The following is a 13824-nucleotide window of genomic DNA, read 5'->3' as shown; positions in this document are numbered from 1 at the left end:
TGGACGGAGACCCTGGGTACCTCCGGAAAGAATGATCAGGTGGGAAAGCCGCCACCATCCTCTCCCTCCCCACCGCCATCAACGCCCCCACGTCAGTCGGATGCGATGCCACATGCCGCCTGACGTTCCCGGCGATATGCGTGCCCCCCTTTTTACTCCTACAGAAGCTCACGATTTGGAGAATTCGGCATTCTGATTTCAGAATTCCCGCCCTTCGCTCGTTTTCCTTTCATGCGCTTCCTCCTGCTCGCACTGGCTGCGGCCCTTCCCGCCGCAGCCGCCGATCCCTTGCCGGGCCACTCCATTCACGGGGAAGCCTTCGACGATGGTCCGCGCCAGGCGGCCGTGCTCATGGAGGGCTGCGGGAAGGTCAACTTCCCCGTCACGACCAAGAACGAGCTCGCCCAGAAGTTCTTCACCCAGGGCATCGGTCAGATCCATGGCTTCTGGTACTATGAAGCGGAACGCTCCTTCCGGCAGGCAGCCGATCTCGATCCCGACTGTGCCATGGCCTACTGGGGCTGCGCCATGGCCAATGTGAACAACGAAAAACGTGCGGCCGAGTTCATCAAAAAAGCCGGGGCCAAGAAGGCATCCGCATCCGCCCGCGAGAAAGCATGGATCACCCTCCTGGAGGACTACTACAAGGACCCGAAGAAAGACAAGAAGCAGCGCCAGCTCGATTTCATCAAGGGGATCGAAGACATCATCCACGAGAACCCCGATGACCTCGAGGCCAAAGCCTTTCTCGCCTGGGCGATCTGGGAAGGCAAGGGCGACGGCGTCACCATGGTGAGCCGGGAGTCTGTGGACGCCATTCTCTCCCAGGTGTTTGCCAAGGAGCCCCTCCACCCCGCGCAGCACTACCGTATCCATCTCTGGGATGACAGCAAGCCAGCCCGCGCGGTCGAGGCCGCCACGCTCTGTGGCCAGAGTGCTCCCGCCATCGCCCACATGTGGCACATGCCCGGCCACACCTTCAGCAAGGTGAACCGCCTGCCGGATGCCGCCTGGCAGCAGGAGGCCGCCACCCGCGTGGATCACGCCTACATGATCCAGACCCAGGTGCTGCCGGACCAGATCCACAACTACGCCCACAACACGGAGTGGCTGGTTCGCACCTATAACCAGCTCGGCCGCGCCCATGACGCCGCCGCGCTCGCCCGCAATCTCATCGAGATCCCCCGGCATCCGGAGTACAACACGACGGACAACAAGAGCAAGAGCGCCGCCTACGGCCGGACCCGCCTGCTGGACACCCTCCTCACCTATGAGCTGTGGGATGAGCTCCTCGAACTCGACGGCTCCCCTTACCTCGACATCACGCCCAATCCCAGCATGGAGGCCGCCCGCATCCGCGCCCTGGGCGTGGCCGCCTACTTCAAGGGAGATCGCGCCGCGGTTGCCGCCCGCCTGGATCAGCTGGAGAAGCTCCCCGCGCCAAAGAAGGACACGCCCGCCTCAGTAGATTCCAGCAAGGTCAAACCCGTCGCCAAGACCACGGAACCATCCCCGGTGTCAGCATCGGCACCTGCACCATCACCCGCACCCGCCAAGGTCGAGGAAACCACCGAGCCGGAAGCCTCGAACAAGGACGCCGAAAACAAGCCTGCTGAAAGCAAACCCTCCGAGGATAAAAAGCCCGGGGAAAAGCCAGCCCGAGGCGGCAAGGGAGACTCCGCTGTGGGCAATGCGAAAGCTGAGCTCAGCGCTCTGCTCGCCATCCTGGACAAGCAACCCACCGCTGAACTCCAGAAGAAGCTCACCGCGCTGAAGGACACGCCCAAGGAGCGCATGATCCGTTACCATCTGGCCGTGGGTGATAAGGAAAAGGCCGTGGCCGCCGCCCAGCAGCTGCCCATGGACGCCCCCAACCTGGCCCTCCGGGTGGATGCCCTCATGCTCGCGGGCAAGCCCGACGAAGCCAAGAAGCACTTCGAAGCCCTGCGCGTCACGGCAGGCAGTCTGGACACCAATGTCCCGATCAGCCAGCGCATCGATGCCATCGCCAAAGAGTTTGGTGCTCCCCTGCCCTGGCGTCGCCCCGAGGCACCGCGCACCGATTCCGGCAAGCGCCCCGCCATGGAGTCCCTGGGCCCCGTGCACTGGCACCCCTTCCCCGCCACCCCCTTCACGCTGCCGGACGAGTCCAACTATCCCGTTTCCCTGTCTGACTTCTCCGGCAAACCGGTGGTCGTTTTATTCTACCTGAGCCGCCACTGCACCCATTGCATGGAGCAGCTCAAAGCCTTCTCCGCCGCCTCAGAGGACTTCAAGAAGGCCGGCCTGGAGATCGTCGCGATCGGCAGTGAAGAGGCCGTCGACCTCACCGCCACCGCCGACACCTGCCGCCCGGGAAATGCCACCAAGCAGAACGCGATTCATCTCTTGGCCGACCCCGAGCAGTTGGTCTTCCGCAAGTGGCGCTGCTACGACGACTTCGAAGGTATGCCCCTCCACGGCGCCTTCCTCGTGGACGGAGCCGGTCAGATCCGCTGGCTCGATGTCGGCCCAGATCCCTTCACGAACACCAAGTTCCTGCTCGAGGAGTCCAAGCGTCTGTTGAAGCTCCCGAAGCAGTGAGTGAGGCGAGCCCGTCATGTCGGGATGCCCTGTAGCCCCGGATCGATTGGAAGCTGGGGCGTGAGGCAATCTCATGGGACGCTTGGAGCGAACCGGGACAGGAATGTCCCTCGCTCCTGTTACTGAGCCTCGCCCCCAGTGCGCCCATCATCGGGAAGTTGGCTTGTCGACTTTGACGATTTGATGGTGTCCCAGCCCGGAGGGCCCGATGCCGGAGGCATCAAAGCTATCAGCCGGAGGGTTGAAGGAGCGTAGCGACTGATACCTCCGGAAGATCAGACTCAGTATTGCATCCCGGAGTGGATGCCAGCGACGTCGCCTCCGGCATGCAACTTCCCCGCCACACAGCTCCGATTTCGATCGGTTGTTGACGCTGTAGGGCAAGCGCCCCGCTTGCCGCGAGCGTCTCCTGACTGGATGCAACCAACGCGATCGCCCCACAACTCAGCGCGTTTTGGAAGCTGGGGAGCAAGGCGATCTCATGGGACGTTTGGAACGAACCGGGACAGGAATGTCCCTCGCTCCCTTTACTGAGCCGCGCCCCTCCAACTTACCTCGAACCCAAACACCGACGCACCGACGCACCGACGCACCGACGCACCGACGCACCGACGCACCGACGCACCGCCCACTGAAACTACTCCCTAAACCGCTGCACAATGGGAATCCGCCGCCCCATGCCGAACGCCTTGGAGGTGACCTTCAGCCCCGGAGCCGCCTGGTGGCGCTTCCACTCATTGAGATCCACCCGGCGCAGGATCCAGCGCACCAGTTCCTCGTCATAGCCGCGGGCCACGATCTCGGAGATGGAGCGGCCCTGCTCGAGGAACAACTCCAGGATGCCATCCAGGATGTCATACTCCGGCAGGGTGTCCTGATCTTTCTGATCCGGCCGCAGCTCAGCACTCGGTGGCTTCTCAATCGTCGCCCAGGGGATGATCTCCCGCTCGCGATTGATCCAGCGTGACACCTCATAGACCTTGATCTTGGGCAGATCACTGATCACCGAGAGGCCACCGCACATGTCGCCATAGATGGTGCAGTAGCCCACCGCCATCTCACTTTTGTTGCCCGTCGTCAGCAGCAGGTGGCCAAACTTGTTCGAGAGGGACATGAGGATCACCCCACGGATGCGGGACTGCATATTCTCCTCCGTCACATCCTCCGGCTTCCCGGCGAAGACCTCCCTGGTCTGCCCCTTCAGCGCCTCAAAGACAGGCTGAATGGGGATGGTCTCAAACTGGATTCCCAGCTTCTCCGCGAGCTCCCGGGCGTCGTCCTTGCTGCCCTCTGAGGAATAGACACTGGGAAGCGATACCCCCAGCACGTTCGCGGGGCCCAGTGCTTCCGCCGCCAGCACGGCCACCAGGGCAGAGTCAATGCCGCCGCTCAAGCCCAAGACACACGACTTGAAGCCGCACTTGGTCACATAGTCACGCAGGCCCAGTACGAGCGCATGGTAGAGCTCCTCCGCGACCTCCATGGGCGCGGCTTCCCGCCCCCCGACCCCAGTCACCACATCCACCACGGCCACTTCTTCGGCAAAGGCCGCCATCCGCGTCAGGACGCCGCCGTCCTTCCCGATCACCAGAGAGTTCCCGTCGAACACCAGTTGGTCATTGCCGCCCACGGCGTTGCAGTACACCACCGGCACCCCGGTCTCCGCCGCCAGCTCACCCAGCATCTTCTCCCGGATGGCCGGCTTCCCCAGGCTGAAAGGCGATGCGCTCAGGTTGACCAGCAGGTCCACCCCTTGCTTGGCCAGCTCCATCGGCGGCTCCACATCATAGAGACGGCGCGGCAGGTAGTCGTCCGTCCAGATGTCCTCACAGATGGTCACGCCCACGCGGACGCCGTCGATCAGCACCGGGGCCAAGTTCTCTTCCGGCTCGAAGTAGCGATCCTCGTCGAAGACGTCGTAGGTAGGCAGAAGTGTCTTGGCCACCACCTGCTGGATCTGCCCGGCCTGCAAAACGGCCGCCGCGTTACGGAACGGTTTCCCGGCCCCTTCGTTCACATCCACGAAGCCAACGATCAGCGGGACAGTACCCACGTTGCCAGCCAGCAGTCGCAGCGCCTCTATATTACCCGGCACGAATCGGGACCGGTGCACCAGGTCCCGCGGCGGGTATCCCGTCATCGCCAGCTCAGGCGTGATCACCATCTGCGCCCCTTGAGCCACCGCCTGGCGGTAGGCCTCCAGGATGAGTGCGGAGTTCCCCGCGAAGTCGCCAACCGTCGTGTTGATCTGGGCAAGGCCAATTTTCATTGAGCCATCACCATGCAAGCAGCCGGGGTCCTTGCGAGCGGAATGTGAACGGATCTGACTGACTATAATTTGTTAACTAATCCGTATAGTTTAGCTATATAAGTATTACACAAAACTAGAATATAAGGTTTGCTAAATTATTTCGATTGTGGTTCTTTTATCGGAGCATCCAGCACCGCCATGAGAATCCAGCCCCAACACGCGCCTCTGGCCGCCAAGAGCGGGTCCACCACTCCCTCCTCCAGCCTCGTTCTGGTGGTGGACGACGAGAAATCCCACCGGGACCTCCTGAGCAAAGCGCTCGCAGGCACCTGCCGCGTCCTTGCAGTCGCCTCCGTCGACGAGGCCCTGGCCGAAGCGCGTCGCACCCCGCCTGCCACCGTCATCCTGGACTACGAGATGCCCCAGACGAACGGCATCGAAGGGCTCCAGAAGCTGAGAGAACTCTATCCCGCCCTGCCCGTCGTCATCCTCACCGGGCATGCCGATCTGGAAATCGCCCGCAAGGCGATTCACTTGGGTGCCGTGGAATACATGCTCAAGCCCTTCGAACTGAATGATTTAATCAGCGTCGTCAGCCGCAATATCCAGATTGCTGACTACTCCCACCTCCCCCGCCATCAGCTGGCCGCCCTGGAGCCCACCCCGCACTTCACCCGGCGCCACCAGGAGTTGGTGGACCTCTGGCGTGGGGGCAGCCCCACCGTCCATGCGGAGAACCGGATGGTCCTCAACCTGGAGTCCGGGCAGCGCATCGAGGCTAAGGTCCTGCGCCTGAGCCGCCACCTCGTGCAGGTGGAGCTCTACGATCCCACACAGGAGCTGGATTCCGGACTCACGCTCAAGACGGTGCAAGTCTGGGTCGGCGAGCAGCTGGCCTATGACGGCCCCGGCAGGCTCAACAGCGTGATCTCGACGGGATCCAACCGGGTCGGTGAAATCGACCTCCACGGAGACTGGATCAAAAGCGGGCTCACCCCCCAGGCTTCCCAACCGCAGGCCTTGGATGAGGCCGCACAAGGTTTCATCGACCGCTGGCGCGCCACGCGGAACATCACTTCAGAGTTCCGCCTGGCGGTCGCCGATGCGACGGCGTTCCTTGGCGAACTCTCCGGATGGCTGGACGGTCTGGAACTCTCCTGGCACCACACCACCGGACACGGGCATACCGTCAGCCGCGAGACGCTGGAGCGCCTGCTGCGTGTGCTGACCCCCGCGATGAACCGTGCCTTTGAGGCCTTCGAGTCTCAAGCCGGGACCGTATCAGAGGAGTTGATGAGCCTGCATGCCGAGTATGCACGCGCCAGCCTCCACCCCATCATGCTCTGCGCGCCGTTCATCCACCGTTGCTTTACCAAGCCGTTGGGTTATCCGGGTGACTTCGGGGTCATGAACCGCATGCTGGATGATCCCTTTGAAGGGAAATCGCTTTTTGCCAAGATGATCAACGCTTGGGTCATCCGGAGCGCTGCGGGTGATGCCTATCGCAACCGCGTGTCCCACCTCGTCGGGGTCCTGCGCCGCGAGGTCACCCGCGTCTCCAGCCAGTCTGAGCAACCTGCCCGAGTCCTGAGCCTCGGCTGCGGCGCGGCACGGGAGACACAGCACTTCGTCCGCCACGATCCCCTGAGCGAACTGACCGAGTTCACCTTGCTCGACTTCAATGCCGACACCGTCCGCCATGCCCAGAGCCAGATCGACCAGGCGATGACAGCTGGCGGCCGCCATGTGAATGCGAATGTGCGGGAGTTCTCCGTGCACCAGATGCTCGCTCACGGCAGCCGCCTGGTCAGCCAACCTCGTTTGATGAGGTCCGGCTTCCTCCAGCGTGGGCACTATGATGTGATCTACTGCGCAGGTCTCTTCGATTACCTCTCCGATCGCGTGTGCAAGCGTCTGCTGGAGATCTTCTGGCACATGGCCGCACCCGGTGCCGTCATCGTGATCAGCAACTTCGCGCCGTCGAACCCCATCAAGGGCTTCATGGATTATGTCCTCGACTGGCGGCTCATCTATCGTGATGAACCGACGGTGGCCTCACTCGCCGTGGATGAATCCTATGGAGCCGTAAGCCATACGGAGTACTCTCCTGATGGGGTGGAGATTTTCCTTACCATGCGCAAACCGGTTGACGCTCCATTCATCCCTGATGATCGTCAGTCTTCACCCGCACCACTCCCCTCCTAAAAGGACGGTGGTGCCACCCGAGCCCGACCTTGAGTGACATTGCCACGCCCACGACGCCCAATGGGGAAACAATGCGACCCGCATGGGAAGCCCGTTGGCAGGAGGAAAACCAGAAGGTAACCCTTAAGAACGTCAAGACCCTGGCATGGATCGCCATGGTCTTGATGATGGGTGCCTCCACTCTGGACCACTTCACCTACCCGCATCTCTGGCATCACTTCTTCGTCCTGCGGAGCGCGGTGGCCCTGCTGGAGATCGGGCTCATGTTCACCAGCAACACCGAGTTTGGCCGGCGTCATTATCCGGCGCTCATGTTGCTGGTCCCGCTGCTTCCCGCAGTGGGCATCGCCTACATGATCTTCTGCTCGGGTGATCCCGGGTCGCCCTACTACTCAGGGCTCACACTTTGTCTCGTCGGTTTTGCCTTCCTCTTCCAATGGGGCTTCCGGGAGAGCGTGCTGGCCGTGGCCATCACGATGACTATCTACTTTGCGGCCACGCTGCCGCACATCGGTAGCGCCACCGCACCTGAGGGGTCCTTCGGCCAGTTCTTCAGCAACGGCGTCTTCCTCATCATGAACAGCGTGGTCGTCATCTCCGGCAGCCACGTGCATCAGCGCATCCGGCGCAATGAAGTGATCTCCCGCTACAGTCTCGCCGACAACCAGGCTGAGCTGGAGCAGAAGAATCTCCAGCTCGTGGAGATGGATCGCCTCAAGACAGACTTCTTCTCCAACATCACGCATGAGCTGCGCACGCCGCTCACCCTGATGATCGCACCTCTACAGAGGCTGCAAAGGCTCTATCCCGCAGGCTCTCCACAGAGCAGCAACGGCGGCGCGCCATCCTCCATGTTGCATGATGAGCTGACAGGCATCTATCAGAATGCCCTGCGCCTCCTGAAGCTCATCAATGACTTGCTTGATCTCGCCAGCGCCAATGTCGGCCGCATGCGCATCTCGCATCAGCGCTTCTCACTCCGCTTGTTCACCGGGAGGCTTCTGCAATCCGTCACCAACATGGCCCGCCAGGGAGATGTGGCCGTGCTCCAGCAGATGCCTGAGCAGCTGGAGATGGTGGACAGTGATCAGGAGAAGCTCGAGAAGATCCTCCTCAACCTCCTGTTCAACGCCGTCAAGTTCACCCCCAAGGGGGGCAGCGTCACCCTCGTGACGAATACCGTGAACGGCTTCCTCGTGTTCGAGGTGATCGATACCGGCATCGGCATCTCCCAACAGAACCTTCCCTTCATCTTCGACCGCTTCTGGCAGGCGGATTCATCTGTCACTCGCCGCCACCCAGGCACCGGCCTCGGCCTTGCCCTCGTCAAAGAGCTGGCCACCCGTATGGGCGGCCGCGTCGAGGCAGAGAGCATCCAGGGCACCGGCACCACCATGCGGGTGCTCATTCCCTATACGGCCAACGGCGACATCCTGGTGGTGGGTCACGCACCTCGTGAAGATGACGCACCGACGGAATCCGGCACCGCTGCCGCCCTCCCACCTGCCAAAGCTGAGGAAGCGAAGGAAGCCCCTGGTGACTCCGATGCAGCCCAGTGGATCAAGTCCGTGTACCGCGAGGCGGAAGAGCTGCAGATTGCCGACGAGTCTGAGGACGAGTCTGCCAGGTCATCCACTCCGGCCCTTGTTGACCTTGAGGTTCAAGGAGATCGCGCCGAGCTTCCGCTGGTGCTCATCATCGATGACGAGCCGGGCATGCTCCGGTTCATGCACTCTGAGCTCGAACCCCGCTACCGGGTCATCCAGGCCACCGATGGCGCCGCCGGTCTCGAACTCGCAGTCAAGCATGTCCCCGACCTCATCGTGGCAGACTACATGATGCCGAACCTCGACGGCCTCTCCCTCTGCCGCGAGCTGCGCGACCGCCAGGTCACGCTCATGCTGCCTATCATGCTGGTCACCGCCCGCTCGGATGAGGATGTGCGCCTCACCGCCCTGCGCAACGGCGCCAACGATGTAATGGTAAAACCTTTTTCCCTCACAGAGTTCCACACCCGGGTGCACAACCTCGTCCACGCCAGCCTCCTCCAGAAGGAAGTCGCTCTGCGCAACGCCGAGCTCGAGCAAACGCTGGCCGAACTCCGCGCTGCGGAAAGAGACCTCATTCAGTCCGAGAAGATGGCTGCCCTGGGCATCCTCACCGGCGGCATCATGCACGAGATCAACAACCCGTTGAACTTCGCACGCAGCGCCCTGTTTATCCTCGATCGCCGCACCGGAAAGCTCCCTGATGAATCCAAGGGCACCCTTAAGGAAGTGGTTTCCGATATCCGGGAAGGCATCAACCGCATCTCCACCATCATCTCGGATCTGCGCACCTTCTGCCATCCGGAGACGGTCATGGCCGCAGCCTGTCCAATTTCCGAACCCATCCAGAGCGCCATTCGAATTCTTTCCTCTCCCCTCAAGGAATTCCACATTCAGCTGCATGAGGATGTGCCCGCGGACATCGTGGTGCGGGGAGACCGCAATCAGCTCACCCTGGTGCTGCTGAACCTGCTCAAGAACGCCATCGATGCCCTGGCCTCCCACATGACGCCAGACTCGGAGCCGCCGCAGATCTGGATTTCGACCCGCAGTGAAGGGACCGTCACGGACATCCTCATCCGCGACAACGGCCCCGGCATCCCTGAAACCAACCTTTCCAAAATCTTCGACCCCTTCTTCACTACGAAGCCCGCGGGAGAAGGCACCGGACTCGGCCTCTCCGTCTGCTACCGTATTATCACGGCTCATGGAGGAAATATCTCTGCCGACGCCGCCCCCGGCGGGGGCACCGTCTTCACCATCCGCATGCCGCGCGCCATTGTGGAAAATGAAGAGCCTACCCCTTCTGTAGAGTCAGTTGCATTCAGGGAGCATGTTTTGACCACTTGATAATTTTGCAAATGGGGTGACACATGGACCAATGTCAACGCCCCCCACCCCTGGCAAGAGTTCCTGCAAGATTCTCTATGTTGACGATGAATTGCTCTCCCTAAAGTACTTCGAGCAAATCGTAGGTGAAGACTTTGAGGTCATCACCGCCCCCAGCGCCGAGGAAGGGCTGCGCATTGTCGAGCGTCACCATCAGTCCATTGCCGTCGTCGTTTCCGACCAACGTCTTCGCGGTCTTCAGGGAACGACCTTCCTGACGCAGTTGCGTGAGAAGTTTCCCGACATCGTCCGCATTCTGGCCACCGCCTATGCGGATATCGCGACTGCCATCGCCGCCATCAACGACGGGGCCATCTATCACTACATCAGCAAGCCGTGGGAACCTGAAGCCCTGGTGCAGACCCTGCGTCGCGCCATGGAGTACCACCAGCTGCGCGCAGAAAAAGACCGGCTCTTGCAGGAGCGGTCCGCCCTGATGCGCCAGCTCATCGCTTCTGACCGCCTCGCAGGGTTTGGCGCCCTGGCGGAAGGCATGAATCACCATCTGCGCAACGCACTGGTCCCCGTGCAGACCTACCTGCAACTTGCGGTCGATTCGCATGGAAAAGGGGCCAAGCTCCCCGCTGGCATGGACGAGAGCTTCCTCTCTGAGCTGCATGAGTCCGCCAAGACCCAGCTGCGCCGCATCACCGATACGCTGACCCGGCTAGCCTCCGTCCCGAGCCTGCAGGAGATGGTTGAAGGCGAATATCTGGACCTCAACCAGCTCTGGTACGCCGTCATCGAGCAACTCAGCGGGCTCTTCGAGGACAAGCACATCGCCATTTCCTACACCTCACCGCCGGATCTGCCTGCCATCCAGTGCAACCGGAACCGTCTCAGCCACATCCTGCGCCTGGTGTTGGAGGATGAGCTGGACCACCTCCCGCCCAACAGCGTCATCAACATCGCCGTCCGCCATGCCCAAGGCTCAGGCGAGACACCGGAGCACGTGGCCATGGAAGTGACCGACTCCGGCACTAACATTCCCGCCAACAAGCTCTCCACCGTCTTCACGCCGTTCTTCATGCGGCAGGAGAACCCCCAGTATCTGGGCATGAATCTGGCGACCTGCTACGTCACCCTGCACAATCAGGGCGGCTGGGCCCGCGCCTTCAACGACGCCTCCCGGGGCACCGTGGTAGAACTCTGCCTCCCCGTGAACTCCTCCGGCTGCCGTGGAAGCAAGGTCTCCATGGACGTCATCGAGAAAGTGATGGAAGGCATCGGGCAGTAGTACCGCTTCGCGGAGACACAAGACACAAGACACAAGACCTGAGCTGGTGCCCGGCAGAGAGCCGGGTGCCGATCTCACCAAAAGGAGCAAGGGACATTCGTGTCCCGCTCGCTTTCAGGCGTCCCTAGGCGGTCTCCCCCCTGCCCCCCCAAACCCAGCGCCAGCTCAGGTCTTGTGTCTGGCGTCTTCTAGTCTGGCGTCTCCCGCGCAGCGGGGCCAGAGACCCCGCCTCCTGTACTCCGCAGCCATCTGACCTTGAACCTCGTTCGGGCCGCCCCCACCTCCGTCACCTCATTCGTCCCGGAGGGACGCCGGACTGTAGCCGGTGGTGCCAACCACCGGATCACCATCTCCCCCGGCGATCGCGTCCCGGAGGGACGCCGGACCGAACGCTCCCAGCCCAGACTCACCCCCACAACCCACCCCATCCTCACACATCCGCCCCGCATTTCCTCACCCCAAAACCCTCAATATTCCGCATCCTCAAAAACTCAGTAAATCTAAACTATATGCAAATAATTATGAAAATTATGTTTTGTATCCACAATAGTATGGTTATATTTCCTAATTATGGGTCGAGAGTCTCACATGAGGGAAAGCTCAGATGACAGTACCGGCACGCCGAATACTCCCGCTGGGGAGTTTTCGACCGACCCTTCCCCCTCCCCGCCCCACAATCTGGCTCGATTTCACGCCCTCGCCGACCTGATCCCTGACGCCTTTCTGGTGCTGGACTCAGACAACCATATTCTGGCGACCAACGCAAAGTTCCTGGAGATTTTTGGTCTCGCCCCGGAGCTCCCTTGCCAGGCCGGACTGAAAGGCCTCCAATCCCAGCTGGAGAGCTGCTTCGCCTCACCAGAAGCGTTTGAAAAGAAGTGGCAGATCCTCCTCAACGATCCCGCCTCCCTCTACAATCAGGAATGGGAGCTGATCAAGCCAGCCCCGAAGGTCCTCAAGCTCTCCACCATCCTCGTTAGCCCTGTCCCCGGCGCGCCGGCCACGGAACGCGTCGTCTTCTGGAAAGATCGCACAGACGTCCGGAATCTGGAGAGCGCACTTCAGCAGGCCCAGAAGATGGAGGCCATCGGCATTCTCGCAGGTGGGATCGCTCACAACTTCAACAACCTGCTGACCGCTATCACCGGCAATCTCGGCATCGCCCTGCAGCAGCTCAATACCAACCCCAGCGGCCACTCCACTGCGGAAGTCGTCTCCTTGCTGGCGGATGCCTTCAAGGCCGCCGCTGGCGGTCGTGAGCTGGTAAAGCAGCTCCTCTGCCACGCCCGGCATAACAAGCACTCCGTGGAGAGCACCGACATCCGCTCCATCGTCACGGAGGTGCGGGATCTCTTGAAGCACTCCATCTCCGCCCTCGTCCAGGTGGAGGTCCAGACGCCCCGCACCCTCTGGCCCGCCATGGCAGACCGGAGCGATCTCCAGCAGGTGCTCATGAACCTGTGTGTCAATGGCGTGGACGCCATGAAGAACCGCAGCCACAGCGAGCTCCTCATCACCGCATCCAATCGCGCCCGCACCGCCCCTCCCGAAGGCCTGTCCAACGGAGCCAAGCTCGGCGACTACGTCTGCATCGAGGTTCAGGACAACGGACCTGGCATCCCGTCGGACGTCATGAGCCGATTGTTCGAACCCTTCTTCACGACCAAACCACGTGGTGAAGGCACCGGCCTGGGGCTCTCCTCCTCCCGTGACATTGTCGAAAAACTGGGCGGTTGGATCGAGTGCGAATCCCATCTGGGTCAGGGCGCCGTGTTCTCCGTCTTCCTGCCACGCAGCACCTCCGCTCCGGATACGACCACGACCTCCGTGGCAGTGGCCAGCCCCATCCCACCCAAACCTTCCGGCACCGAAGTAATTCTCGTCGTGGACGATGACCCGCTCGTCCGGAACGTCAGCAAGCGACTCCTGAGTGGCGCAGGCTATCAGGTCTTCACCGCCAGCGACGGTCAGGAAGCCGTGGACTGGATGAAGACCCCCGGCAACGTCGCCGACCTCGTCCTTCTGGACGTCGCCATGCCCCGCCTTTCCGGCCCCGACGCCATGGTGGAGATCCGCAAGATGATCCCGTCCCAGCCTGTGGTGCTGTGCAGTGGATTCCTCTTCGACCCCGCCGCCTTCCGGGACGCCCACGGCATGCTCCCCGATGCCAGTCTCTACAAGCCCTACGAAGTGGGAGAACTGACCGGCACTGTCCGCAGCGTGTTGGACAAACATTCCTCAAGCCCCCCTCCGGCTCTGCCGTCGTAAGAGTGCTGGAGCGGCCTTGAAGCGAAGCCGTCCGAATCGAGCAGCGCACCCACCCCTGCTGACCTCCTGAGATTTCAGGAAATCACAAGCACCGCCAAAGCGACGGTGCCAAGACGCTGGCGCGTAGGACGCCCATGCCAGATGGGACCCCTCTTTGCTTCAGAACGCACAAACGTCGCGAAGCATCTTGGAGTGCGTGCGGCTCGACGCCGCTTTCGCCTGCCGGATACGCCTCCAACTCCCCCTCATCTCCGCCAGCCTGCCTTCCCGCGCCTCGCCCCCAAACGGGCCGACGTCGAATGGCAGAGGGAACGTCAAGTGGGAGTCCGTCATCACCCCTGCTG

The 13824-nt window shown here is 61.7% G+C and carries 6 protein-coding genes; 5 read left to right on the top strand and 1 reads right to left on the bottom strand.

Annotated elements, in window-relative coordinates; translation table 11 throughout:
• Positions 1 to 231 precede the first annotated feature (231 nt).
• On the top strand, positions 232 to 2583 hold the full coding sequence (locus BV106_RS21095) for a redoxin domain-containing protein (protein WP_051946135.1): 2352 nt from the start codon (positions 232 to 234) through the stop codon (positions 2581 to 2583).
• Between the two features lie 637 nt (positions 2584 to 3220).
• Here the strand turns inward: BV106_RS21095 and BV106_RS21090 are convergent.
• Positions 3221 to 4852: an NAD+ synthase gene (locus tag BV106_RS21090; RefSeq protein WP_038167880.1), complete on the bottom strand. Its 1632-nt coding sequence runs from the start codon at positions 4850 to 4852 to the stop codon at positions 3221 to 3223.
• A 180-nt stretch (positions 4853 to 5032) separates the two neighbouring features.
• Here BV106_RS21090 and BV106_RS21085 point away from each other — a divergent pair, with 180 nt between their 5' ends.
• The 4 genes from BV106_RS21085 to BV106_RS21070 all read left to right on the top strand — a co-directional run bounded on the left by BV106_RS21085 (position 5033) and on the right by BV106_RS21070 (position 13480).
• Complete coding sequence (locus BV106_RS21085) at positions 5033 to 7039, top strand: response regulator (RefSeq protein WP_038167879.1); 2007 nt, start codon at positions 5033 to 5035, stop codon at positions 7037 to 7039.
• 29 nt (positions 7040 to 7068) lie between these two features.
• Positions 7069 to 9936: an ATP-binding protein gene (locus BV106_RS21080; protein ID WP_265595912.1), complete on the top strand. Its 2868-nt coding sequence runs from the start codon at positions 7069 to 7071 to the stop codon at positions 9934 to 9936.
• A 31-nt stretch (positions 9937 to 9967) separates the two neighbouring features.
• Positions 9968 to 11212, top strand: coding sequence for a hybrid sensor histidine kinase/response regulator (locus BV106_RS35990; RefSeq protein ID WP_051946134.1), 1245 nt, complete (start codon positions 9968 to 9970; stop codon positions 11210 to 11212).
• A 588-nt stretch (positions 11213 to 11800) separates the two neighbouring features.
• Positions 11801 to 13480, top strand: coding sequence for an ATP-binding protein (locus BV106_RS21070; protein ID WP_038167874.1), 1680 nt, complete (start codon positions 11801 to 11803; stop codon positions 13478 to 13480).
• The last annotated feature ends 344 nt before the right edge of the window (positions 13481 to 13824 follow it).

Source organism: Verrucomicrobium sp. BvORR106 (assembly GCF_000739655.1).
GTDB lineage: Bacteria > Verrucomicrobiota > Verrucomicrobiia > Verrucomicrobiales > Verrucomicrobiaceae > Verrucomicrobium.
Note: the sequence above shows the minus strand (reverse complement) of the source record. Positions and strands in the feature narration are given on the sequence as shown.

Coding starts and splice junctions, on each gene's coding strand:
- BV106_RS21095 (WP_051946135.1), top strand. CDS start 232: ATGCGCTTCCTCCTGCTCGCACTGGCTGCGGCCCTTCCCGCCGCAGCC.
- BV106_RS21090 (WP_038167880.1), bottom strand. CDS start 4,852: ATGAAAATTGGCCTTGCCCAGATCAACACGACGGTTGGCGACTTCGCG.
- BV106_RS21085 (WP_038167879.1), top strand. CDS start 5,033: ATGAGAATCCAGCCCCAACACGCGCCTCTGGCCGCCAAGAGCGGGTCC.
- BV106_RS35990 (WP_051946134.1), top strand. CDS start 9,968: ATGTCAACGCCCCCCACCCCTGGCAAGAGTTCCTGCAAGATTCTCTAT.
- BV106_RS21070 (WP_038167874.1), top strand. CDS start 11,801: ATGAGGGAAAGCTCAGATGACAGTACCGGCACGCCGAATACTCCCGCT.